Raw genomic sequence first — 25,406 nt, 5'->3', positions numbered from 1 at the left:
AATGGTGAAAATAATATTTTTTTAGAAATGATTGACATGAAACTCTATATATCATAATATTGAAATTGTAATATTAAAGAAAATAAATCCAACATTTTCATATAGACTTTAGATTAGCTAAAAGGACACACCTAAGGCGCATTATGCCATAGGTGTGTCCTTTTTTGCGTTTAAAGGCTACATAAGGAGGAATACAAACATTGAAGCCATCTAAGTTTCAAAAGAAGCAGATTGCTGCGGTAGGTTTAGCTGCTGCAACAGTAGCGGGTATCTATGGGTACAATCATTTCGCAGTCGAAAATGCAGTAAAACCAACAAAGATTGTTGTAGCCGCAAAGGATATACCTGCGCATACAGAGATTAAAGAAGACATGCTAGTGGAACGAACATTACCTGGTGATGGGATTCCTCCAAATGCATTACGTGTAAGTAAAAAAGAGGTTATAGGTAAGTGGACAAATGATGGGCAGCCCATCACCGAAAATAGCTATATTTTTAAAAATAAAGTAGTAAAGAAAGATGAGTTACCTGACTCTGCAATTTTAAATTTGAAAGATGGAGAAGTTGCATTCCCGTTACTCGTTGATTTGGAAACAAGTTCAGGTAATAGTATCATTCCTAACACGTATGTGGACTTATATTTTAAGCAGATTGTGAAGGACGGGGACAATGAGAAGGTAGTATTCGGTGGTCTTTTCCAACGTGTACGTGTTACGGCTGCAAAGGATAGCAATACAGAAGATGCATTTGTATTAGAAAAGAAAGAATCAAAAGAGGAACAAGAAGGAAAACAAAAGCCAAAGGTAACGCGATTATATACACTGGCTGTTTCACCTGAACAGCTTCAATACTTAAATCGTGCAAAAACACTTGGAGATGTAATTCCTGTTGCAGTCGGACAAAAAGTAGAACAAACAGGGAAAGAACTAGAACCAGCTGAAGGATTCTCGCAAATATCTGATCAAAAGAACATTTTAGACTATGTAGAGAAGCATTCGACCAATCCAATTTCTAAAAATGTAAAAGAGTATGTAGCACAGTATCTGAACGGATCTAAGTAAGAAAGGAGTTTTTAGGATGGATCGGCAAGTAAGAATTATTGCTTTTTATGCCACAAATGAAAACGTAGGAAAAAGCACATTAAGTATTACGATGGCAAATGAGTTAGCTCATCTAGGGAAAAAGGTGCTTTATGTAGAAGCGGACCAAGTAAGACCAAGTTTTGCAATTGGAACTGGTCTTAGTCATGAGAGTAAAAATATCCTAGAGCTTGTAAGAAAAGAATATGAATATAATCTTTCGCAGTATATTTGTACCAAGCGAGATTTATTAGAGAAAAAAGTGAATCCAAGGTTGATGCAAAAATTGCACGATAAGATGGATTTTCTAGTATTTCCATCAGGTTATAGCTTAGCTCAATTCCCAGAGATTCAAAACAAAGAATTGTTTGTAACGACATTGATAGAATCACTTGTAGATACAGAATACGATTATATCATTCTATCGGTACCAACTGAATTATCCGAGGTGCTGAGTTATCCAATCTTATATCAATCAGACATTGTTGTTCATGTGCTAAATGGCAACCCTCGTGGTGCAATAGCGATTAAACGTGAATTACAACTAATAGAAGAAGCAAAGTTAACATTGCCTCGTATGATCCATGTTTTGAATATGGGAGATGAGGATTATGTAGAAGATATTGAAAAGCTTTCTTCCCAAAACATTGCGGTGACAATTCCGTATGACAGAGATCGGACGAGTTACGAATGGGGGATGCAATTTGGTTCTCCGCAAATTAATACAAAGGTCCATCACATTATGGAAGCAGCTGGTCTTGATATTCCATTCCAGCATACATCCTCTATGAAAAAGGGTCTCTTTGGTTTACGAAATTAAAAGGGAGGCAGTAGTATGTGGGGCTATTTACAGGAAAAACAAGTTGCCTTAAAGCGCAATCGAGTGGATTTATATCACTTTGGTTATATGATTCGTTCCAAATCGGCTCGAAAGTTAGGAACAACTACAGCTCAACAGATTAAAGATATAACGGATGAAATTCGTGCTTTTTTAGTAAAAGACCATCGTGATATCTTAAGCGAATCCTTTATGAATAAAGAGAAGAGAGCAGCTGTAGAACAAATTATTAAAAGCTTTCTACTAAGTAATCAGGTCGTCATTTCAGAGGTACCTTCTGAACAATTACTAAATATGGTATGTGACGATATTGTAGGATTTGGGATTATAGAACCTTTAAAAGAAGATAAGGATGTAACCGATATTTATATCAATGGCACAAAAGAAATTATTTACGAAAAAATTGGAGAGGGAGAATGTACATTTCCTTACCGATTTGAGACAGAAGAAGAGGTAAAGGCTTTAGCCTATAAGATGGTAAACAGTACGTCAGAGTCATTAAATACAGCAAAGCCATATGTGGACTGCGTATTTCCGTATATACGTATCAATATAGCACTAGATGAACTAGGGGGACTAGGAACTACGATAACGATTCGTAAGAATGCAGATCATCTTCGTGCCTCTGAAGAGCGTATGTTATCTACAAATCAAGCATCGAAAGAGATGTTGAACTTTTTGGCTGCAGCTGTGAAAGCAAAAATGAATATTTTAGTCGCTGGAGCAACAGGTACAGGGAAGTCAGAGTTTATGAAATATCTTGCTTCTCATATTCCGAAAGGAAAGAAAAAAGAGCGTACTCTCGTAGTAGAAGATAACCCTGAACTTTATTTACATCGTATATTTCCGAAACATCACTTTGTTCCGATGCAGTGTAGGGCATCGGAAGTAGAGGAAAATGCAATAGACTTTGATAGATTGTTAACAAATGCTTTACGTCAAGGACCAAAGCGATTAATTGTAGGGGAATCGAGGGGGAAAGAAGCGTTAAAAATGATTAACTTCTTCCAAACAGGACATCCTGGTTTCACCTCTGTCCATGCAAGAAGTGCAAAAGAAGCAGTTAGACGTTTAATGCTTATGTGTCTGCAAAGTGGTGCAAATATCGATGCTCAGTATTTATATGAATTAATCTCACAGACATTTGATGTGATTGTCTTTTTAGAAAAGAAAGACGATGGAAATCGCTATATTACAGAGATGATTGAGTTATTGGATTATCAAGATGATATACAGTTCAATCAGCTTTCTCAATTTATTCCTTCGGGTGAGGAATACGATGAAATGAATGAAAGAGTAGGAAAGATTCATGGAGAGCATATCATTACAGCCAAAATGTCAGCTGAAATGGAGAAGAAATTCCGTTCTTCTACTGTAAATCCAGCTCTTTATGCGCCATTCCTTTCACAAAGGGAGGTGCAGTATGCATAGTTTGTTAGCTTATGGATGCATATTCTTAATCTTTATTAGTGTTGGATTGCTCGTTTTACTTTTTGCAAAATCTAAGGGTTCTGCTCTCTCTCAATTTGTACAAGAAAACGAGAAAGAAGAAAGGCGCTTGGAATTAAGGAATATTAAAGGGATACGAATGTATCTACCACAATCCGTTATCCAAGAAGCTCAAAAGTACGAATGGAAATTGACAAAGAGTATGTATTGGATATATACGATTCTTTCTGGGATGAGTATTGCAGCAGTATTCTATTTTTCTTTTGGTAGAGATCCTTTTACACTGATTACCGTTTTATCTGGATTTTTAGTTCCAAGGTTTCTTCTTTATCGAAGAAAAAAACGTTACTACTTGGTTGTCATTGACCGTCTTTCTATCTATATGAAAGCTGTAGCAAATGCACTTCAAATTAGTAACAATGCAAAACGGGTGTTAGTTCAGGTGAAACCAATGATGCATGAAAGCATTCAAGAAGAAATAGAGAAAGTTTCTCTTTTATTAGAAGGTGGAACCACAATGCATCGTGCATTTAGAGGATTTAATGAAACGTTTAACTTTAGAGAATTGGTTTTCTTCCATGAAATGTTGGAAGTGTGTAGCCGAGAAGGTGGAACAAATTCAGTACAAGTCTTACTAGATATTGCAGAAGATTTCGAAAAACAAAAGCTGTATTTGGCAAGATTGCGTTCTAGTTTGTCACAAGCACAACGTGCTTTTGTACAGAACTGCTTAATCGTTATCGCTATGCCGATAGTTATTATGTTGATGTCAAAAGAAGCATATGGATTTTTAGCAGGTTCTATGATGGGGAAAATCGCGTTAGCGGTAAATAAGTTAATTGTCTTTTTCTTAGCAACCCGTGTAGAAAAAATTGCAAATTATAATCCAACAGAAAGAGGGGAATAAGGTGGCTACGATTTTAGCTGCAGTGGTATTCGTTGTCATGTACTGGGTATTCTCTACCTTTCTACAAAGTAAAAAAGATAGCGGTAGCTTACTTACGAATTATGTAGAAAATGCAAAACGAATTGAAAAGAAGAATTTAAATCAAATGATGCTCGCGCCCTTCCAGTCGTTAGCACATAAGTATCTGATAGAAGAAAAGAAAGAGCAGATTCAGAAAAAATTAGAAGAAGCTGGCCTGGATACGAAACCAGAAGAATATTTAAAAATGAAGGTAGCATATCCCATCATTTTCACCTCTGTTTTCTTGATATGTACGGTGTTCCATGATTACTACTTATTTAAAGTGGGTGTGTTGATTTCACCGCTACTTTATTTCTATCCTGATTATCTATTAAAGAGAAGAATCAAGCAGGCGATAGAAGCTAGGAAGTTCGAATTACCAGAGTATCTAATTCCTATGCTGCAGTTGTTAAAAACACATACAACATTAGAAGCAGTAAAAAAGGCGCAAATATATGCCGGAAGACATCTTCGTCCGTATGTATCTACACTTACAGCGGAATTAGAAATGTATGCAGGATCGGATCAACCATTTCGAAACTTTGCAGCAGCCTTAAATAGTCCAGAAGTAAATACCTTTACGATTGCATTGCAACAAGCGCAAAAAACGGACAAGGTACAGAGTCTTCGCATTATGGATGCGCAGATTAAAATGATGCGTGAGTTAAAACATGAGAACTATAACCGTCTCATTCAAAATAAACCAATGGAAATGAATAAATTTAACGTCGCAGTTATTGGATGTATTGTGATTTATCCAATGGTGATTGTTATTCAATCTTTAATGCAAGGATTTGCAAGTCTATAGAAGATATTATCAAAAAGGGAATAGGTAAAGGAGCAAAATATATGTTAACGAAAATGAAGAATTGGTTAAAAAATGAAGACTCACAATTATCATCAGAAAATGGTATGTTAATCGCCTTGGCGGTCATTATCGTATTAGTGATTGGCCCATTTGTATGGAAAGCGATCCAAGGTGGTTATGATACGATTCTAGCTCGGTTCACAAAAGCATCAAGCAATGCAGATGTGAATTCTTGGAACAAGTAATAGAAGTTTTAGATTAATGATTTTTTTACGTATAGCTCAAATAAATGGATAAGGGAGATTCAATCATGTTAGCAAAAATGAAAAATTGGTTAAAAAACGAGGATTCGCAACTATCATCAGAAAACGGCATGTTAATTGCCTTAGCGGTCATTATCGTATTAGTAATTGGCCCGTTTGTATGGAAAGCAATCCAAGGTGGTTATGATACGATCCTGGCAAGATTCACAAAAGCATCAAGCAATGCAGACGTAAATTCTTGGAATAAGTAATAAAAGATTTAAATAGATAAATTTTTATTTTAGTAAATTCTAAAAATTGATATGTATAAAGGAGATAAAATTCAATGTTAGCAAAAATGAAGAATTGGTTAAAAAATGAGGATTCACAGTTGTCATCAGAAAACGGAATGTTAATCGCCTTAGCGGTAATTATTGTGCTAGTAATTGGGCCATTTGTATGGAAAGCAATCCAAGGTGGGTATGATACAATTCTAGCTCGATTCACAAAAGCATCAAGCAATGCAGATATAGATTCTTGGAATAAAAAATAAATATAAAAATAAACGAGGGGGCTACTCTAAAAGTGGTTCCCTTTTTTACACAGCATTTTTTATGAAATTAAGAGGGGAGTAAAGAAAATGGGTCTGTATATTGTGGGATTATTACTAAGTTACATGTTCCTAAATGTATTTACTGATTTGAAATATAGAAAAACGAAAAATATATGGCATCTATTATTCTTAATTGTCGGTATAGGAATCACGTATTTTGCCGGAATAAGAACAGGAAAAGAGATTGTAATTGTACTAGTTATGGCCTTAGCATGCGGTTTATTGCTAGAGACGTTTAAATTCTCTTCACCCGGTGATACGAAAATGCTTGTGGTGGTAGCTTTATATGTTAGTAATGTAGTAGAAGAATCGGCTATGCTTACCGCAATTACATTAACAGCTTTCCATTTACTATTCTTTTGGATTGCTAGTGTTTATCAATTAATTAAAATTTTAGGATTTTTAGGAGCGATTAAAGACCAATTAGAGCATGCTGCTTCTATATTTGGGGCAAAACTACCAAAGAAAGAAATACAGCTAATACAAAGCTTTCCAGGGGCTTGTTCTATTTTATTAGGAGCAATTGTGTATATTACTTTCACTATTTATCAAAACGGAGGTATGTTAGCTTGAATAGTAGAATCATTCATCAAAGAGAAACGTATATTTATTTTACGATATTCGCAATAGTAGGGGTACTTATTGCAAATATGTTTATTCATATGGTGTTTATACTAGCGTATCCGTTACTTATCGGATTAATTGTACAGGTTGTTCTGCTTCAGAAGATAAAAAAACCTTTTTATCGGAGTGGAAAAGAATTAACGGAACAGTTAAAACTAAAAAATATATTTCTAGTAGAATCAAACATTTTAGGAGACGAAGAAGGAACTGTCTATGAGGTGCATCAAATGCCTTTTTCATTTTCGAATGGATTAATTAATAAAGATAAGAGTTATAAAGTCATAAAACAAGAGTATGATAGAAAAGTTAAAGAGGATTTAACGAAAATTGCAAAATGGCAAGTTACAACAAGAGCTAGACTAGTTACGACAACACATTTTCGTTTATATACAATTTGGCAGAAAAATAGTACAGGGTATCAATTGAAAAAAATAGAGGATTGTGTTGATCCATATGCAAAGATGAATCTCATACAATGGATGATTGCTTCATTCTGTACGACGGGTCGTATTAAGTACGATAAAAAACCAAAAGAGTGGGCAAGCTATGAATGGATTACTTTAAGGCAAATATAAAAGACAGAATCCATTCGTTATCAAGACCTAAATTGTAAAAACTCTTAATACATAAAGGTATATACATTTTAGATATGACTAATATGTATATACCTTTATTATTTTTTTCTTAAATTAAAACATCCGTTAGTTGAAAAAGCAACTGTCGATTTAGAATGAAAAATTGTTTAAAACAAATACATACTATACGGGTAAGAGTATAAAGCAGGGGAATTATGTATAAAGGGTTGATTAGTATTGGAGGAGAACGTAGCCCGTAGCGGGAGGCGTATCCACTCGAGGACCTCAGAAAATGGTTTTATTAAAAAATGTTGTTGATTTTCTTGTTAAACGAACGGGACAGGTTTGTTTAACAAGAAATTGTAAATTCCTTTTTTTATAAGAAACCACTGGGAGTTATTTTTTTTGTTCTTTAGTTACAATTTCAAAAATATATTAGAATGCGATTTTTGAAACAATTTTAGCAGATACATTATTGGATATAGATCTTTAATTAAAAACTTTGAACTACTCACCACTTAACGTCCTTACGGACTTTTTGAAGTGGAAGATTCCTGCGAACACCAATGTATCCACCGGTTATCTTAGCAGGCTCTACCCGTAGTCCCTACGGTGAGAACTGAAATGTCTTGTACGTTAACTCACCACGCTTCCTACTTTAGCTTGGTTTTCGCAACTTCAGCAAACGTGGGGCGAAAGAACGTTGAAGATTTTACGGTTGCAACGTTTTTCTGCAACCAACCTCATATCTTCAGTTTTCAAAGAGCAATCTGTACAAGTATATGGTAGCAAACATGTTGGCTTATGCCAACCGACATTCATCTCCCACCTAAAATTGGTGTTTTACACCTTCACATTTTTGAGGAAGGAGTCTTCTGTCGGAAAACGATAAAAACAAAGGAGGGGAACCACATGGCGCAGTTTACATTTGAGATAATTGACGGTCCAGGAACCGTTGCAGGAAAAGCTTGTTTGGCACTCGATAAGAACAGCAATCCTTATGTAGCTTATGCTGGAATTGGCCGACAACTGATGCTAGCCAATAGGGTTGCTGGTTCATGGGTTCGGGAGGAAGTGTTCAGCGCTGGTCTCGTCAGTGGCGAAGAAGCCCGAATCTGCCTCAAAATCGACTCCAAGGGTAATCCGCACATTGCCTATTTAAATGATGACGGCCATCTCACTTATGGTTTCAAGCGAGACCAACACTGGGAGTTCACGCCTATCCCGACGAGCATTTTGGACGACTCACGTGGTGTTTCAGGCTTTGATTTCAGTCTTCACTTGGGACGATTAAACCCCGAACTTCGCGATACTCCGTACTTTGCATTTCACGATTTAACCACGAGCTCACTGGGCTTTACTAGAAAAGTTGCGGGGCGATTTAAGCGAATGTTGGTAGTACCTGAAGATAACTTATGGAACATAGGTCTGTGTCCCTCAATGGTGTTTGACGGTGATTCTGAGACATGCCTCATTGCATATATCGCGGTACGCGATGAGGGCGGGCCGGTGCCTTCTACAAGCGTTCGGGTGACGAGAATTAACGACCCTACTGAAGGTATTGTCGGTTTTACGTCGATCTCTGATATCGGCCATTTCGTAGTGAATAGACCTACGTCCATAGTAGGAGGCACAGAATGGTGTGTAGCCTACGCAGACCTAACTAACGGCAAGCTAAAGGCATCAGTTCTCGACCTTAGTATAGCAGAGCCACACAAAGAAATTGTAACGGACACTGTTTTTCCGGTTGTTCCATCGGTCGCATTAGAACCTGGGTCTAGGCATGGTTATCGAATAGCCTTTGGTGACGGAAACAACCTTAAATTAGCCTCTCGCAACCGATTCGGCGTATGGGTCGTAGAAGTCGTCGATCCAGACGGCGGCGACATGCCGTCCTTGGCTTATGATAATCTCGGTAATGCCCACATCGCATATACGGTTGGGAAAACGCTGAAATACGCCATGGGGACGGGAGTTCGATTCACCTGAGTCATCCTAATGGTTTATAAAGTGTCTGATAGACTATCTTTCAAGACGCGTTTACTTTTGATGGTTGACGGCACAGACGTAGTTCTTATTTAGTTGACGGGGGCAAGAGTTGAATATGCAGCTGCCAATAATTCTTGGTGGCTTTCTCTTATTCAGCTAACGGTAGCAGAATACTTTAAGAAGGGAAAGTTTGTTGCACTTGTTCTTTTGTAAGAATTTAAATCTTTTTACATCGCCATCAACCTAAGAAAATAAATCAACCCCATACCCATCAAGCTAACCAGAATAGGTGGATCGACTTGTGAACTAGCAATTATATCTTATGTATGTTTTGAGTAAAGGTAAAAAATTTAAGTGAACAAAAAAGAGCACACATGTAAGTATGCTCTTTGACAAGAAAGGTAGATTTCTATGAAATACTATATGCTTGTCCAGTTAAAAGGTGAAAAGTTTTAATAAAATCGTTATTTTAATTAGTTCAGCCCCTTGAAGGGCGCTCCAAGGGGCTAAGATTCGAGAACCTGTAAACTCTTGTTTAATTACATGAAAACTCCCTAAGGAGAATCTATGATATTTTAACACTCAACTAACTATTTTGACAAATATATATTGATAAAAGAAACCCCGATTGTCGACGGGGCTTCTAAGGGTAAGTGCCAAGTAATGACGTACTCGACTAATTAACCATATCATGAATTTTTTGGTAAAAATACTGGTAAATGTGTCCAATTATATGGTCGTTAATTTGAACAAAAACGCTATTTCAATAAGAGTTGGTTCTCACTCGAAAGCAAGGGTTGTATAGGAAGTTCCAAAATGTTCTTTTTAGATGTATTAATAGTTAGGGAAACATAACTCTGGAAATAAAACTTGATATTCTGGGATTAATCGAAGGTCAACAGTTGTATTTGCAAAGAATTTATATTTTGTTTCTAATTCAGCTAGTGTAACTAGGTGATGCGTACCTAAGCCCTTCTGTATGCTATGTTTAGAAAGGGTTGGACCAATTTGTAATTTTCGATTTTTCATAGCTATGTTCCATGGACTGTAAAAGAATTTTAAAACGAAAGCAGGGTACATGTAAACGATAAGTGAATGATTTGACCAATGCCTTCCGGCTATATAGTTACCATGCGAATAATTGTGGATTAGTCTACCTCCGTAGTAAGGGGCAGGTGGAGTAGGATGGATTATTCTCCCATGATAACGCTGTTTGACAAGGGGAATTCCGTATCTTGGATTTGAATAACCATGAGTAGGGTCATCTACCATCAGAATAGTCCTAATAGCATACATGTTTTGCCCTAAAGTGACAAGAGATGAGAAAAAGGCTTCCTTATCAAAACAGCAAAGAAATTCAGTGGTATTTAATACCATTTTCCACCCTGTAATTTCTTTTTCTATGTTCATTACTTCTTGATCAACTAATATGGCATCAAACTCTACTACTTTTGAATCGCGGATTTCTCAATGAGGTGCAAATAATCTACATATTTCTACTGAGCGATCAGTAGAGCCTCGATTAATAAGAATACCGTGATCAAATAGTCTTGTGTGGTGCATTAGCCACCATGGGAGTAGATACTCTTCATTGTAGAAATGGGAAATTAAAGTTGTATTAATGAAAAAACCCTCCTTATAAATATGGATAAAATATTTCTTGCACTAGTATAATGTTTATCCTAGTAAATATGCATGTCGTGAGTATATTTGAGAAAAATGTTTATTTACAAATATAAAGAGCGCTTTTTAAGGCGCTCTAAAACAAGATATATTTTGAAAGAGGAATAAAAGCATTATATGCATACTGTTTTAGAATGTTGTAGTTTGAAAGTTTAATTGTAATAAAAAATAAAGCACACATATAAGTGTGCCTTTATGAACGCTTTGAATTTATATAGTGACTAGTTAGTCACTATATACCATTATTAGGGTTTTAATTCCAAAAATGGTTGTTGAGAAATAAAAATCTTATTTTGCACAACAAAGCAGTCAGCTCTAAATAGCTAACTACTTGTTGTACAAAAGAAATTAGGCCCTACAAGTTCGGATATGTAACTTTAAGTTACAGTTATAGTATGCACAAAACTCAACATGTTATGTGGGTGCAACTTAATAAAAATTTCATTTTGTGACAAATAAAAGAGCAGTTAGCACAGTCTAACTGCTTGATACAAAGGTTATAATCTAGATGCATAGATATTATATGCCGAGTTATTGATTTTATTCGAGAAAGAATAAAGAATCCTTTAAGAAACAGGAGCAGGAACGAAACAAAAGGGCAGCTAGCCAAGGCTAACTGCCGAAAGGTCCCAAGCTGCAGTCACTGTTAAAAAAGCTGCTTACGGGTAGTATGTACTGAGTTGTGAGGATTATTCGGGTGAATAAAAAGAGCACCTATTAACAGTGCTCTTCAAAGAGGAGCTAATTAAGTTAATTAAAAGAATGTAAAAAGAATACCTTTTTCATTTGAGAAGCATTGATTTTTTTGCTTCAAAATAATATATGAGCTTTAAAATGAAAAAGTGATAAAAAACAAAAGAGCAGCTAGCAAAAGCTAACTGCTCAGGTAATGGAATATGGTTCGAAATGGGTTGTCTACAGTATTGACGGAATAGTGGTTTTTATTCGTGAAGAATTACGTTTAACTTAATGCATAGCCAACGATCAAAGTTAGTGTTAAAAACACTGATAATAAAAGTGTTAGTAGAACGGTTGCTATGCTTCTAAGCATCGCAACCCAATTATTTATTTTAGAAAAACCTTTCATACCAGCAAAAAAAGTACCTATTGTTAAAACTAGTAAAAAAAATAAAGGGTGGATAGGTAGCGAATTCATAATAAACATTTTCGTTTCAGATGAGGCTATCGAACCAATTTCAAGATATAAGAGGAATAAACCAATGCAAATAAAAGAAAAAATAAAGGACCATAGATTGATGTTATGTTTCATTGCTTTCTCCTATGTAATTAAAATATTTACATTTGATTTTACTGGAAAATTAAAGAAAAAGATAGCGATTATAAATCGAAATGAATTTTTTAACAAAATAATACTTTTAATAGAAAGTGAGGAATAACAATGGGACTAGGAAACCGCGGAATGGTATTTGAAATGCTTATCAATCTAGCGGACGAAATGTCTCAAAGAGGGGGGGAGTGGCGCTTATAAACAAGCGTCCGACTCCTGTGAAGGTGTTAAAAAGTAAAGGTGGCCGTGTACTAAATGGATTCTATGAAGCTAAAAATACAGTTGACTATGAAGGTGTGTATAAGGGACGAGCTATCGCATTTGAAGCGAAGTCTACAGAGAAAGATACACGTTTTGATTTGAAGAACATTGCACAGCATCAATTGGATTACCTGGAGAAAGCGGAGAAGATGGGAGCAATATGTTTCTTCCTTATTGAGTTTAGCAAGGACAAGTCAGTATTCGTGGTACCACTATCAGTCATTCAATCTTATGTAAGGATGTCTCATCAACCTAAAGGCAAGAAGTCTATACCAAAAGCAGATTTTGATATTTATGGATATGTAGTAGAACAGACAGAGCGAGCACCAGTGGATTACTTGCAATACGTTGATGAAGCAGTAGTGTCAGTTATGTTTAATGGAATGATTCAGTTTGATCAGGATCATAAGAAAGTAGCAAATAACATTGAAACAGCAAAAGAGAAGATGGCCAACAGGAAACACAAATTATTAAAAGCTTAATGAATAATGGAACCATGCAGAGTAGATTGGTGGGGGCTACTTTACTAAGCATGTTTCCCTTATTCAATAAAGAGATAGTAAAATTTCACGTACCTTACGTGATGTTAAAAAGACAAATTCAAAAATAGGTGGGTTCCTTCATGGAGAGACAATTAACTTTATTACCAGCTATCGATAGAGAGACAGAGAAACAAGTTCAGAAAGAAGTAGTGAAAATACTAAAGGAATACCGCACGTTGAAAACTCGTTTTGAAAATGAAGTGGAGCTAAAACACGAAGGAATCAGTTTGTTTCCGGAGATTAGAGACACGAGACATATTAGCAATATCAAGTTCAAGCAGATCGGTAAGGCTTTACAGTACGTTTTAGACTATGACGAGGCAGAAACCATCAAGAAAAAGTACTTAAACGCAGATAAACCGAAAGACAGCTTTATTTACACTGAATTATCGATGAAGAAAGATCACTTCTATTATAAGAAGAAAAATGCGATTCGATTGATCGCTACATCTTTAGGGATGATTTAATAATACAAAAAAAGCCAAATTAACAGTTTGTAATTAACTATCCATTTGGCTTTTTATGTTTTATTTTTTAGGCATCCATGTATGTCCGCAATTCATGCAACCATTAACAATATTTTTTCTACCAACAAATCCACTGAATAAAGTTATCGGTGGTCCTAGAAGTATAATAAGAAGACCAACAAGTGCAGAAAGTCCAACAACTCCATCCATAGAATTTCGAGGAACTATAACATATAAAAAATTAGAAACTATTCCAATAGTTATAAGTGTACATAACAGAAGAAACAGAATAAAAAACGCCCTTTTGAAATTATAACCACGCTTATTACCGACTATTTGATCTGATTTACATTTCCTACAAACAACGCGCCGTGTTACTTTTTCTTGTTGTACCGTCATGTCTAACCATCCTTACTTTTATAAAAATATAATAGTTCAATTATATGATATTAATACCCAAACAAGATACATATATTATCAAAAAAAGAAGAAATATAATAAATTGGAATGTTTATGTTTTTCAAAACATCGACAAAATGCCGACAAAAATGGGGACTAAATAGGGGGAATTTTGATAATGAAATCAACGTTATTCTTAATGTACAAGCCCTTTGACAACCGCATATCGAAGAGGATTAGTACACCTATAAGTGAAACGTTCTGATGCGAGAATGCCTCGGTAACGTATACCGCATAGTAGGGCGGGCAAGGCGGTAAGAACCCGCGTTAAGAAGAAAAGACCAATTAAAACAAATGAAGACATATTCCAGTGTGGCGGGTGTGAGATAACTCGCATTCGTCATGCTGTTTCTAATTTGTATCTATTATCCATAATATAATCATTCACCTTTTTATGTTATGGAAATGGATATAAATATATCTATTTTCGTCCTGTATGTTGATTTCTAAGAATGGGGATGGTTTTCATGATTGAATGAAAATTATTCTGGTACTTAAAGATCGTCAAAACTTGATACTGCTCAAGTATGCGTGAATGGGCATACTATTAATGACACTTATATAAAATATCCAGATCGAAATCAAAAGTTCTGTGATAAGTGTGGAGAAAAAACAATAACAACTTGTCAAGGATGTAACACGAGCATACGTGGAGAATATCATGTACCAGGGGTAGCGTCTATCGGTTTCACATATACGCCACCAGGTTATTGTCATGAATGTGGAAAAGCGTATCCATGGACAGAGGCTGCTATAGAAGCCGCGAAAGAGTTAGCTAAAGAGGTAGAGGGGTTAACTCCAGAAGAACAAGAATTATTAAGTAAAAGTATTGATGAGATAGTAAAAAACGGACCAAAAACAGTAGTAGCTACTACTAGATTTAAAAAATTAGCTACCAAATTTGGTTCGGGAATAGGTACTGCATTCAAAGATATTCTTGTTGATGTAGTAAGTGAAGGAGTTAAAAAGAGCTTGTGGCCATAAGCTTTTAAGATTAGGCATCCATAACGGGTGCTTTTTTCTTTGTTATATAGAAATTATACATTAAACGTATTTAAATACTGTTTTAGGTATAACATGAATTGATTCTCCAATAGTACAGATAACGGATATTTTTCTATTTAGATTAGATGTTAAATGTACCGTGAAACTCTTGGAAATACAATGCTGGAAAAATATAATGATATTGATATATTACAGAAGAAGGCGCAATTGTAGGAGTAAAGGGGATATGCCCAGGTTGCATACCATATTGACCATATGAAGGATGGTGAAGTAAATGTTGCCAAGTCGAAGTTGGAGCTACAAAAATCCTCATCGGGAAAGAATTCATAATATAATCACTCCTAAAGTAGCATTCATGTAATAGGGTATGCACTTACTGAATATAGATGTGCATAATCTAGGTTTATAAACATAATAATCAACGGACAGAAAATAGGGTTACTAATCTTATGATGTGTTCATTATGGTTGTTTTATTTTACTATGTAGATAGAACAAACATGTGTATAGCAATTATCGTAGGCGCTGCCGTAATCTGGGTGGCGTCTTATTTGCTGTTAAGGAAAGATAAGGCGTGAGATAGACTTGCAAATTGAAATATTATTAGTTTGAAACATAGACTAGTAAACAAACTATTTCTACCTTTTAATCATAGAATATGATGAATTCTATTTTAGAGGAGGGAATCATATCTATGGGATGGGATAATAATTTTGGACATTCTCGAGATTGTAATAGATTTTGGGATGATTTAGTATTTTGCGGTTGCGGCCGTAGACGAAGAAGAAACGATTTTAACGACTGTCATTGTAGACGTGACTGCGATTGTGATGAGTGTCGTCGTAGACGTAATCATGACCGCGATCGCGATCGTGAGCATGAACATGGTGACCATCGAGATTGGTAAAGCCTTTTGAAAGAGTGCATATTTTAATAGCACTCTTTTTATTATTTTTTTAATCAGTACTTATTAATTAGAAGGATGCTGTTTCGATTTTATTTAACATTTTACAAAACAAACGAACACAACGAACGAAAATAAATGTCCTACTTAACTGTCTAAAATTTGATACTTTTAGATGATGCGGGGAAATGATGTGAAAAATCATTGAAATCATATCTTAAATCCATCTAAGGGTTAGTCTGAAATAGAATATATAAAACAATGATAACTTTTAAATAGTATTAGGGGATGATTGATGAAATTAGTGTGATATGCACGAGCTAGTATAAGAGAGCAAGATCTAGAATTGCAATCTGAAACGGTAGGAACATATAGTTGTACAAAAATATTCACTGGAAAATAGAACGAAGCGAAAAATCTTAAGGAAACATAAGGTTGTTGAAATTTTTTTGTGAATTCATTAATATGGAATTATATTTATTGTTTAATTGATTCCGTTTATTCCCACACCTTATTGTGTTGTGGTTGAATTGTAGAAGCAAGTTGCGTCTTGTTTCAATTGTGAAAGGGCTTCTTTGAGCCGATTAGTGTATATATAGCTTATTTTGCTATACACATTTTTAATCGACTTGAAGAAGTCCTTTTTGTGTTGTTTCCAAGTCTGTTTGATCGGAGAACCCTTATTACATTGGGCAAAAATTTTTTTAGGGAGATTTAATTATGATAATCAGTTGTGAAGTATCATTATTTTATTCTGCACATCCAAATGATCCTACTTAAAGTTTACGTGCATTACAAGCACTTAATCTGATAAAAGTGGATTTATTCCCTTTAACCAGTGTCAGTGTATTTTGATACAGCAATTAAGTTAGATAAGAAGAGAAGCAAAAAGTATTGGTCTACAAATCACGAGCTGTTTGCTAGAGCATTTGAAGCATACGTAGAATCGGATTTGCAAGATCAAGAACATAGAAATGATTATTTAGTTTGTAATACGTATCCTTTTGTATATCCATTAGGTGATTATACGTAATATCCTAATGTAATTATAAAAAATTTAACGGAAGTAATAGTCCCATATATAATAAACAGTATACAAGGAGTGGGGAAAAATGAATTATAACATTCAAAAAGGACAGTTTCGTTTAACAAGTGCTTATCCGAGAGGTAGCTGGTGGGAGTTTTACCGTATACCTTGTCCAATTTGTTATGATACAGGCAATTGTATGCTGCACGTGTCGCAAGATAAGGTAGCATGTACACGTGTAGAAAGTAAATGGATTTATGGAAAAAACACAGGCAATCCAAGCTACATTCACTACATAAATGGAAAAGATAAGTATCAATTGCCTGAGGTGGATGAAGTTCAGATTCATGATAAGAAAAGCAATGAGGAATTAAATGTGTTTAATCGTAAGTTAATTGAGTTTATACCATTACAAGAGCATCATCATGCACATTTATTAAAAGATAGAAAAATGAGCGAAGAACAAATACAAGTACGTCAATATCGTTCTTTCTTAAAACAACAAATTGTGTTAGAGGAGGATAATACGTATACGACTATTTGGGAGCAGCTATTTAAACAGATTGGGAATAAAAAATGCTGGCAGGGAATCCCTGGGTTCTATGAGATGAAAAAAGGTCAACTTTCTCTTCGTTTGATGTCAGGATCTCCTGGTATATTGATTCCTTTTCGGAATCAGTACAATCAAATTGTTGGATGGCAGGTTCGTGTGGATGAAGTGAAAAACTCCGTTCATGTGAAATCGGCACCTACTGGAGTTCAAGCAGAATTAATCGAACAGGCTAATGTTGTGAAGATAACTAAAAATGGTGATTGTATCTTTAAAGGCGAACTAGAAGTGAGCAAAAAGGTAGAGATTCCATTTCAAGAGGGACAAATTGTTGTAAAGATACATAAAGGGCAAAAATATCTCTGGCTCTCATCAGCAAACAAAAATCATGGAACTGGGGCAGGAGGTAGTGAAAATCCACTTCCTGTGCATGTGGCGGTACCAAGTTCTCATTTAAAACATTGGAATTCTGGTATACTTCATCAAACTAAATCAGTAATGATTACAGAGGGAGCTATGAAAGCAGATTTGGTTGCTGATTTGCTTCCAGAGAGATTTAATAAAGAGGAGCTTTCTGAAATAGGAACAACGGTTCTTGCGATTCCTGGTGTAAATGCTTGGCGAATTACTATGCCTGTATTAAAGGATATGGGTGTAGAAAATGTCTATTTAGCGTTTGATGCCGATTTAGTAGAGAATCAAAAAGTAAGAAAAGCTCTTATAGACTTTGCGACAAAGTTAAAGACAGAGGACTATAACGTAATCATAGCTGCATGGAATCCAGCACAAGGTAAGGGGCTGGATGATGCAATGCAAGCGGGATTTAAACCTGTATTTCAGAGATTGTGAAACTCATAAAGTAGGTTGGTATTTTCATAAATAGGTAGATAGAAAAAGATAGAGTTTTTAATTCTATCTTTTTCTTATATCCAATTACTACAGAGGATAAAAATTCACTAAAAGAAAGGTAGAAGAGAATATGAATACATCTATGAAAAAAAATCTAGTAAATTTACGAGTTGATTTTGCTTTCAAGCGCTTGTTTGGAGTAGAAGGAAACGAGGATATACTCATTGGTTTTCTTAATGCGGTATTACAATCTTCTTTAGATGAGGAAATTATTTCTTTGCATTTAGATGATCCACATCTTCCAAGGGAACAAAAGGATGATAAATTGTCTATTTTAGATTTGCGAGCTACCCTTAATAGTGGTATAAAATTAAATATAGAGATACAGGTTCGCGACAAAAAAGACATGATCGAGCGATCTTTGTTCTACTGGGCTGGCATGTATTATTCTCAAATGACTCAGGGAATGAAGTATACAGAATTAAGACCAACTATTTGTATTAATATAGTGGATTTCATTCTGTTTCCAGGAGAAGAGGACTTTCATAATGTCGGTGTAGTCATGAACAAAAAATCGGAGCACATAATTTCAGAGAATATGCAATTGCACTTTCTTGAGATTCCAAAAGTAATTCGAGAATGGCAAGAAGATCGAATGGATCCATGGGAGGATATATTAGCACGTTGGCTATTATTATTTCCTGCATATGAAGATGAGAAATTAACTACAATCCTGGAGGGAATCGCGATGGAAAAAGATCCAGTTTTGAAAAAGGCAATAGAGGATTGGGAGCGTTTAAGTAGTGATAAGGACTTTTTACGCTTATATGAAGCGAGAGAGAAGGCAATAAAAGATAGAATATCAGAAATAGAGACGGCAGAAGAAAAGGCAGCAAAAGAAGCTAGAATAGCAACTAAGATAGAGATGATTCACAATTTAATTAAAGTAGGTGTACCTATAGAGAAGATAGCGGAAGCCACTGAATTAAGTGTGGAAGAGGTTAATGAAATTTTAAAAAATAAAGAGTAAATATAAATAATAAAGAACAGGTAATTGTGATTACAAACAATTACCTGTTTTTTATTCGTTTTGATTGATGCCCATTTTGTGATTGCAATTATATCTTTTCTTGCTTTAGGATTTCCTCTAATTCATAAAGAAATTTATTAGTCTTTTCAACATTCTTTAAGATTGTCTCAAGATTCTCTTTTTCAATAAATTCCCTAATGGAATGGTTAAATACCATTAATCTACCGTATCTTTGTTCAATTTCTTTAAACCATGCTTCTTTTTCCAATAGTTTAAAGTTTTTATGAGTCAGTTTTTCTTTTTTTGAAGGAATGGACATAAGGAGTCCTGCCAATATATCGCCAATTAAGTCACCCATGAATAAGTCTCCTTTTTCTACATTGTACCATTCAGAAAAAACGATGTGTGATCAAAAATTCAATACGCTATGGTGAATTAGTTAACCTTGATACAGATTCAGAGAAAAATATATATTGGAACTATCCAGATACGGATCCATATATCCAATGGGTAAATAAGAATATTGTTAGAATTGGAGATCAAACTTTAGATATTTCACAGAAAGAAACCTATGATTGGCGTGATGATGATAAGCACGTTAAAGAAATGCCTAAACAATTTATTAGATAAAACAAGAAAAATTAAATTTATTCAATCTTATTTGTTTAACCATAAATAGGATTATATGAGTGAAAAGTCCCTTTAGATCTTCTAAATGGACTTTTTTAGGTTTCTAGATACGACTACTGATAAATTGATGTTATATTAAGAAGTCTCGCCACATCGTCATCAAGCTTTGAAATCGATGGTTCCCCAAAACGAAAAAACGGGCTAACTTCTCATAGTTAACTGTGGAGAGATAATAATTTTGTTTTGTGAGTCCTTCAAAATATTGAAAAAATGGAGATGGTGTTATTTGTTGTTTAAGTTGATGACTCTAAGATACCAGTTTGATTGACTTGATAGCGATGTATCCGTACTCCTAAAAACTTTACCTTTGGCATCAGGGAAATTAAATAGGGTGATAATTATTATAAGTGAATTAGGTTTCTTGTGAATTTTAAATTAAAGGTCTTATCCAAAGTTGAGAAAAATCCACATATCCAAAATATTTCATCTTAATATTCGTTAAATCTGATGAAAAAGGAATTTGACGTGTGTCATGGTATAAGGGAATCATAATAGAGGATTCTATTAGTTCTTTTTCAAGATTTTTATTTAATGAAGCCCACTCCTCAAAATGTGTATGTTTGTATTTAGAAAGGTGTTTTCTTAGTGATTTATTTGTTTTTAAAACCTTAGCCAATGGTGAATATCTAGCTGTTAAAAAATAATAAAATGATATCTCTTGATTCATCTCGAATACTTCACCATGAATAAAGAGATCAACTTGTTCATTAAGTTTTTCATCCCTAAGATAGTTTTCAAATGGAACCCATTTAACTTGAAAAGGTATATTTTCTTTTTCTAAGATATTCATTAACCATTTTGTTGTCGCTTCTGTATACTGAGTAGCTTTTATAATAAGTGGTTCTTTAAATTCGGGACGTTTTATTTTTGGAATATTGACTTGATGATCTATGTCTTTCAAACAGCTTTTAATATTTGGGATTTTTTGAGAATCATATTCATGAATATGATTCATATTGTTAGCGATAATAGAATGTAAGTAATTACGAACATCTATGTGTTGAATTGAAGAATTACGCCAAGCATTCATAATTATAACACCGAAACCTGAATTCCTTTCTACTTGAAAGGTAGAATTACATTTATGGTGTTTGGAAGATTGATAAATAGTATCAAATTCTAGGGGGACCTGAATGAATTCTACTGTATCCAGCAAAGGTCTTTCTTGAAAATAATCATGAAATGCTATCAATGATGTTTTCTCCAGATTATTCTCTCCTATATAAAAACCACCGGTTCCTATGATTTGACCGTTATTTTCTTTATAAATACTTGTATTTATCATGCATAACATTTGTAAACAATAACTACATCCCTTTGGGTAATGTATATCAATAATTAATGGTGATACAACTTCTATTTTTTCTATGGGCGCCCATAAGTCTTTATAGTATTTATGATTGCGTAATTTTGAGAGACATAGTTTCACATCAGACGCTGTTAAGATGGATCCATCATGAAATTTTATAGACTTTTTTAAATATAATCTAAGCGTAGATTGAGTTAAATCCCAACTGTGGGCTATTTCAGGGAATATGTTCCCCTTTTCATCCATATAAACAAGTCGATTTAAAACATTCGCGACAATATGTGCACTATGTACATCGGCAGCCTCGAGCGGATGTGTTGTTAAAAAGGGCTTTCTTCTAGGGATAATTAATTTATCATCTGAATTATGTATATAGCCAAATTTTGAATGAAACTTAGTCATCAAGCGTAGTTTACTGTTTGGAGACCAATTATATAGTAAATATTTACTACTTTTTTCAACAGGCTGTTGATCCATAATTTCCATTACTTGTGACTCATAGATTTGTTCTATATTTTTCAACCATTGGAGAGAGGAGGGATTTCCTCTACCTTTTCCAGAAATGAAAGTCAGCCAACCTTCATCCATCCATTTATGTAAGTAACGTACTGTTTGCTTTGTACTTAAATTTAAAAAATTTGCTAGATCTTTTATTTTTATATTTCCTGAAGAAAATGATTGCCATAGATTTAGTAAAATTTTATCCATTTTCCTAACTCCTTTTATAAGTGGACATGTTTTTCTGAAGGTGTCCATTTTTAATTTGATAAGTCTAGTTTAATATAACATTAGACAAGGGGAGGAGATACGATGAATTGGAAAGAATTTGAGCAAAATATAAAAGTACGCTTAATTACATCATTTTTTAATCGTGCTGTTACATCAGCAGTAATGCCTTTCATGGCATTGTTTTTTGCTCAAGAAATAAATAAAGTATGGGCCGGGTTATTTTTAATCTTAACGGTTATTTTAAGTTTTTTTTCAAATTTAATTGGAGGTTACATTTCAGATCGATTTCAACGAAAGAAAATCTTATTGTTAACTTCTTTTTCTAGTACTTTGATGTTTTTATTCATGACTCTAAGCTTATATCCGACAGATAAGGTGATTTGGTTATTTGCAATCGCTTATGTAGGTTTTATAATAACTAGCAGTCTTGGGCGCCCATCCATGCAAGCTATCATCATAGACTCAACTACACCGGAAAATCGAAAGGCTGTCTATACAATTGACTATTGGCTTATGAATCTTTCTATGGCAATTGGTGCAGCATTGGGTGGTTGTTTATACATTAATCATCAACAAGAGTTGTTTATACTACTGACGTGTGTTTCTGCTACAGTACCGATTGCTTATAAAATTTGGCTAGTTGCAGAAGTTAAAGGGTGCTTAGAAAAAAGGAAGGGAAATATAGTACTTGATCTAATTCAAAATTATAAAATTGCTATTCAAGATAGAGCGTTTTTAAGAGTTGTAATAGGGTCTACTTGCATATTTGCGGCAGAGTTTTCTTTAAACAGTTATATTGGTGTACGGCTTGCAGAAACATTCAATCCAATAAGCATTGGGAACTTTGAAATAGTAGGGGTGAGGATGCTAAGTATTCTTAACATACAAAATATGCTTCTAGTAGTATGTTTAACTTTTATTGTAAATAAATTTACAGATCATCTAAGTGGAAAAAAAGCGTTACTTTTAGGTCTTGTGCTCTATGGGATAGGCTATGTGGCAGTAACATCTTCAAACACTTGGTACATACTGATTGTTTTTAACTTTATTGCTACTGTTGGTGAACTTGTCTACTCACCAATTAGAAATGCAGAACAAGCTAATATGATTCCGGCTGACAAGAGAGGATCATATTCAGCCTTTGCGGGTCTATCAGATATTGGGGCGGACCTAATCGCAAGAATGACTATTATCGTCGGTGCATTCTTAATTCCTACGATGATGTCTGTTTATATTGGTATGATTTTAATAATAGGGGCATTTTTCCTATATAAGGGCCTGTTTGTTAGAACTAATAGTCAATTACAGGAAAGATTGAATAAAATTTCAATATAATATAATGCTTAAAAATGAAATATACACTATTCTTTCTATAGAATTGTAGGATAGGTGTGTAAAGAGGGATTATACAACTTTGGAGGAATAATCATGGTAAAATATATTTCGATTCTTGGTTCAACTGGCTCAATTGGTACGTCTGCATTAGATGTAGTCACTTCTCATCCGGAACATTTTAAAATTATTGGTTTAACAGCAAATCACAATATTGACCTTCTCGAACAACAAATACATACATTTCACCCTCGAATTGTAAGCGTAAGCACAAAAGAATTAGCAGATGCACTTCGGAAGCGAATTTCTACGGACACAAAAGTCACATATGGAACAGATGGATTAATTGAAGTTGCAACTCACCCTGATTCTAATCTTGTATTATCTTCAGTTGTCGGTGTCTCTGGTCTCCTTCCAACAATTGAAGCATTAAAAGCGAACAAAGATATAGCAATTGCGAACAAAGAAACATTAGTTGCGGCAGGGCATATTGTGACAGATTTAGCGAAACGAAACGGCTGCTGCTTAATCCCAGTAGACAGTGAGCACTCTGCCATTTTTCAATGTTTAAATGGGGAAAATACTCAAGAAATCCAGAGACTTATTATTACTGCTTCAGGCGGTGCATTTCGAGATAAAACGCGCGAAGAAATGGAAATCTTACAAGCTAAAGATGCCTTAAAACATCCCAACTGGTTAATGGGAGCAAAACTAACTATTGATTCGGCTACATTAATGAACAAAGGCTTTGAAATCATGGAAGCACGTTGGTTATTTGATATCCCCTATGAGAAAATTGATGTTTTAATTCATAAAGAAAGTATTATTCATTCTTTAGTTGAATTTATAGATGGCTCTATCATGGCACAGCTCGGTGCCCCTGACATGAGAATACCGATTCAATATGCATTTCATTATCCAACTAGATTACAATCGGACTATAAAAAATTAAACCTATTAGAGATAGCTAGCTTACATTTTGAAAAACCAAATTTAAAAAAATTCCCTTGCCTATATTATGCTTACGAATCTGGAAAAATTGGTGGTACAACACCTGCTGTTTTAAATGCAGCGAACGAAATTGCAAATGCGCTATATTTACAAAATAAAATTTCATTTTTTGATATTGAAAAGACAATTTATTCTACTCTTGAAGCTCATCATAGTATTGCAAATCCAGATTTGGAAACAGTTTTAGATGCCGATCATTGGGCTCGTGAATATGCAAACGAATTATTAATTAGAAAATGAAAAAAAGAGCTAGTACAGAATTCGTCTTTTTTAGCTCTCCATTCTACGTGTTCTTTTGTTTTAATACATTTACGTTCACGGAATTGTAAATTAATGTATTTAAGATATCGCATGCAGAAAGATTTATAGTAATTATTAGTTATGGTCATTGGGAAAGTCCATTTTATTAATATAAGCTATATACGGAATAAAGAAAACTAAAATAAATGGAGGTAATTATGAAAACTTTCATATATATGGTAAGACACGGGGATTCACCAAAGTTTGGAAAAGAAAAAACAAGAGGATTAACTGAAAAAGGAAAATTAGATGTTCAACGAATAACAGATGCATTACAAGGTGAGGGAATCGACGTTGTTATCTCAAGTCCATACAATCGTTCAATTCTAACTGTTCAGCAGTTAGCGAAGCAAATAGGACAAGAAGTTTTAGTATTTGAGGACTTAAAAGAGAGAATTTTTATTGCTGAAGAGGAACGAATTTCGGATAAAGAATTATTCCCTTTGATAAAAAAGTCATTCTTAGACCCCGACTTTGCTTTAATGGGAGGAGAGTCTAATGTCGACTGTCAGAAACGTGCTATAAAAGTCTTAAAAGAATTATTAAACACCTATCGAGGACAGAAAGTAGTATTAGGCACTCATGGAGCTGTAATGACTTTGATGATGAGGTATTATGACAGTAAGTATGATTTCAATTTTTTACTACAGACATCAAAACCAGATATATATAGAATGGAATTCAATGGTCAGGAATTGGTGGAAGTTAAAAGGTTGTGGGAAATTTCATAGATTGACTTTATTCAGCTGTAGCTTCCCAAAAATGACGTGTATTATAAGAAAAAGGG

At 34.5% G+C, this 25,406-nt stretch carries 23 protein-coding genes and 5 pseudogenes; 22 read left to right on the top strand and 6 right to left on the bottom strand.

Features of this window, described 5'->3' with window-relative positions; genetic code table 11:
* The first annotated feature begins 200 nt into the window (after positions 1-200).
* From cpaB to ACS2FK_RS22610, 11 genes are all read left to right on the top strand, one after another.
* The gene (gene cpaB, locus ACS2FK_RS22660) at positions 201-1,061 is read left to right on the top strand and encodes a Flp pilus assembly protein CpaB (RefSeq protein ID WP_063549617.1); all 861 of its coding nucleotides are present in this window, start codon (positions 201-203) and stop codon (positions 1,059-1,061) included.
* Between the two features lie 16 nt (positions 1,062-1,077).
* The gene (locus ACS2FK_RS22655; protein ID WP_063549615.1) at positions 1,078-1,899 is read left to right on the top strand and encodes an AAA family ATPase; all 822 of its coding nucleotides are present in this window, start codon (positions 1,078-1,080) and stop codon (positions 1,897-1,899) included.
* 15 nt (positions 1,900-1,914) lie between these two features.
* Positions 1,915-3,348: a CpaF family protein gene (locus tag ACS2FK_RS22650; protein WP_063549613.1), complete on the top strand. Its 1,434-nt coding sequence runs from the start codon at positions 1,915-1,917 to the stop codon at positions 3,346-3,348.
* Entirely contained in the window at positions 3,341-4,273 is a 933-nt protein-coding gene (locus ACS2FK_RS22645; protein WP_063549611.1) for a type II secretion system F family protein, read from the top strand. Before ACS2FK_RS22650 ends, ACS2FK_RS22645 begins: the two co-directional genes overlap by 8 nt.
* A 1-nt stretch (position 4,274) precedes the next feature.
* Positions 4,275-5,141: a hypothetical protein gene (locus ACS2FK_RS22640; RefSeq protein ID WP_063549609.1), complete on the top strand. Its 867-nt coding sequence runs from the start codon at positions 4,275-4,277 to the stop codon at positions 5,139-5,141.
* Between the two features lie 41 nt (positions 5,142-5,182).
* On the top strand, positions 5,183-5,386 hold the full coding sequence (locus ACS2FK_RS22635) for a hypothetical protein (RefSeq protein WP_000956353.1): 204 nt from the start codon (positions 5,183-5,185) through the stop codon (positions 5,384-5,386).
* A 65-nt stretch (positions 5,387-5,451) separates the two neighbouring features.
* On the top strand, positions 5,452-5,655 hold the full coding sequence (locus tag ACS2FK_RS22630) for a hypothetical protein (RefSeq protein ID WP_000879955.1): 204 nt from the start codon (positions 5,452-5,454) through the stop codon (positions 5,653-5,655).
* A gap of 74 nt (positions 5,656-5,729) precedes the next feature.
* Positions 5,730-5,936, top strand: coding sequence for a hypothetical protein (locus ACS2FK_RS22625; protein WP_000879952.1), 207 nt, complete (start codon positions 5,730-5,732; stop codon positions 5,934-5,936).
* An 87-nt stretch (positions 5,937-6,023) separates the two neighbouring features.
* Complete coding sequence (locus tag ACS2FK_RS22620) at positions 6,024-6,569, top strand: hypothetical protein (protein WP_063549607.1); 546 nt, start codon at positions 6,024-6,026, stop codon at positions 6,567-6,569.
* On the top strand, positions 6,566-7,195 hold the full coding sequence (locus ACS2FK_RS22615) for a hypothetical protein (protein WP_063549603.1): 630 nt from the start codon (positions 6,566-6,568) through the stop codon (positions 7,193-7,195). Before ACS2FK_RS22620 ends, ACS2FK_RS22615 begins: the two co-directional genes overlap by 4 nt.
* A 912-nt stretch (positions 7,196-8,107) precedes the next feature.
* Entirely contained in the window at positions 8,108-9,184 is a 1,077-nt protein-coding gene (locus ACS2FK_RS22610; protein WP_063549601.1) for a hypothetical protein, read from the top strand.
* Positions 9,185-10,018: 834 nt separating this feature from the next.
* Here the strand turns inward: ACS2FK_RS22610 and ACS2FK_RS22605 are convergent.
* Positions 10,019-10,747, bottom strand: a pseudogene (locus ACS2FK_RS22605) (glycosyltransferase family 2 protein).
* A gap of 1,081 nt (positions 10,748-11,828) precedes the next feature.
* Positions 11,829-12,137: a hypothetical protein gene (locus ACS2FK_RS22600; protein WP_016083183.1), complete on the bottom strand. Its 309-nt coding sequence runs from the start codon at positions 12,135-12,137 to the stop codon at positions 11,829-11,831.
* A 129-nt stretch (positions 12,138-12,266) separates the two neighbouring features.
* Here ACS2FK_RS22600 and ACS2FK_RS22595 point away from each other — a divergent pair.
* Together ACS2FK_RS22595 and ACS2FK_RS22590 are read left to right on the top strand one after the other, a co-directional pair.
* A pseudogene (locus ACS2FK_RS22595) lies at positions 12,267-12,898 on the top strand (Holliday junction resolvase RecU).
* Between the two features lie 140 nt (positions 12,899-13,038).
* Complete coding sequence (locus ACS2FK_RS22590) at positions 13,039-13,425, top strand: ArpU family transcriptional regulator (protein WP_043939374.1); 387 nt, start codon at positions 13,039-13,041, stop codon at positions 13,423-13,425.
* A gap of 60 nt (positions 13,426-13,485) precedes the next feature.
* Here ACS2FK_RS22590 and ACS2FK_RS22585 read toward each other — a convergent pair whose 3' ends face one another.
* Positions 13,486-13,824, bottom strand: a complete 339-nt coding sequence (locus ACS2FK_RS22585; RefSeq protein ID WP_000218075.1) for a hypothetical protein — start codon at positions 13,822-13,824, stop codon at positions 13,486-13,488.
* Positions 13,825-14,409: 585 nt separating this feature from the next.
* Here ACS2FK_RS22585 and ACS2FK_RS22580 point away from each other — a divergent pair.
* Positions 14,410-14,868: pseudogene (locus tag ACS2FK_RS22580) on the top strand (DUF2321 domain-containing protein); the annotation flags it as partial.
* A 142-nt stretch (positions 14,869-15,010) separates the two neighbouring features.
* Here the strand turns inward: ACS2FK_RS22580 and ACS2FK_RS22575 are convergent.
* Positions 15,011-15,217: a hypothetical protein gene (locus tag ACS2FK_RS22575; protein WP_001084042.1), complete on the bottom strand. Its 207-nt coding sequence runs from the start codon at positions 15,215-15,217 to the stop codon at positions 15,011-15,013.
* Positions 15,218-15,582: 365 nt separating this feature from the next.
* Here ACS2FK_RS22575 and ACS2FK_RS22570 point away from each other — a divergent pair, with 365 nt between their 5' ends.
* The 4 genes and pseudogenes from ACS2FK_RS22570 to ACS2FK_RS22555 all read left to right on the top strand — a co-directional run bounded on the left by ACS2FK_RS22570 (position 15,583) and on the right by ACS2FK_RS22555 (position 19,248).
* Positions 15,583-15,795 carry a hypothetical protein gene (locus ACS2FK_RS22570; protein WP_021036248.1) on the top strand — a complete coding sequence of 71 codons (213 nt, stop codon included), beginning with the start codon at positions 15,583-15,585 and terminating at the stop codon, positions 15,793-15,795.
* 838 nt (positions 15,796-16,633) lie between these two features.
* A pseudogene (locus ACS2FK_RS22565) lies at positions 16,634-16,915 on the top strand (LPD1 domain-containing protein); the annotation flags it as partial.
* Positions 16,905-18,218 (top strand): DUF3854 domain-containing protein, encoded by a 1,314-nt coding sequence (locus ACS2FK_RS22560; protein WP_063549599.1) that lies wholly within the window; start codon positions 16,905-16,907, stop codon positions 18,216-18,218. The pseudogene ACS2FK_RS22565 and the gene ACS2FK_RS22560, both read left to right, overlap by 11 nt.
* Before the next feature lie 130 nt (positions 18,219-18,348).
* Positions 18,349-19,248 (top strand): Rpn family recombination-promoting nuclease/putative transposase, encoded by a 900-nt coding sequence (locus tag ACS2FK_RS22555; RefSeq protein WP_001098034.1) that lies wholly within the window; start codon positions 18,349-18,351, stop codon positions 19,246-19,248.
* 88 nt (positions 19,249-19,336) lie between these two features.
* Here the strand turns inward: ACS2FK_RS22555 and ACS2FK_RS22550 are convergent, their stop codons facing one another.
* Positions 19,337-19,606, bottom strand: coding sequence for a hypothetical protein (locus ACS2FK_RS22550; protein ID WP_063549597.1), 270 nt, complete (start codon positions 19,604-19,606; stop codon positions 19,337-19,339).
* A gap of 71 nt (positions 19,607-19,677) precedes the next feature.
* Between ACS2FK_RS22550 and ACS2FK_RS22545 the strand changes: the two are divergent.
* Positions 19,678-19,878: pseudogene (locus ACS2FK_RS22545) on the top strand (DUF5412 family protein); the annotation flags it as partial.
* A gap of 430 nt (positions 19,879-20,308) precedes the next feature.
* On the opposite strand, the gene ACS2FK_RS22540 reads toward ACS2FK_RS22545, so the two are convergent.
* Positions 20,309-21,955 (bottom strand): ABC transporter substrate-binding protein, encoded by a 1,647-nt coding sequence (locus tag ACS2FK_RS22540; protein WP_063549595.1) that lies wholly within the window; start codon positions 21,953-21,955, stop codon positions 20,309-20,311.
* Between the two features lie 102 nt (positions 21,956-22,057).
* Here ACS2FK_RS22540 and ACS2FK_RS22535 point away from each other — a divergent pair, with 102 nt between their 5' ends.
* From ACS2FK_RS22535 to ACS2FK_RS22525, 3 genes are all read left to right on the top strand, one after another.
* Positions 22,058-23,311 (top strand): MDR family MFS transporter, encoded by a 1,254-nt coding sequence (locus ACS2FK_RS22535; RefSeq protein WP_063549593.1) that lies wholly within the window; start codon positions 22,058-22,060, stop codon positions 23,309-23,311.
* Between the two features lie 93 nt (positions 23,312-23,404).
* On the top strand, positions 23,405-24,559 hold the full coding sequence (locus ACS2FK_RS22530) for a 1-deoxy-D-xylulose-5-phosphate reductoisomerase (protein ID WP_063549591.1): 1,155 nt from the start codon (positions 23,405-23,407) through the stop codon (positions 24,557-24,559).
* A gap of 218 nt (positions 24,560-24,777) precedes the next feature.
* The gene (locus ACS2FK_RS22525) at positions 24,778-25,350 is read left to right on the top strand and encodes a histidine phosphatase family protein (protein ID WP_063549589.1); all 573 of its coding nucleotides are present in this window, start codon (positions 24,778-24,780) and stop codon (positions 25,348-25,350) included.
* The last annotated feature ends 56 nt before the right edge of the window (positions 25,351-25,406 follow it).

Source organism: Bacillus cereus group sp. BceL220, from assembly GCF_051776965.1.
Lineage (GTDB): Bacteria > Bacillota > Bacilli > Bacillales > Bacillaceae_G > Bacillus_A > Bacillus_A cereus.
The sequence above is the reverse complement of the archived record's forward strand: the minus strand, read 5'-3'. Positions and strand labels throughout refer to the sequence as shown.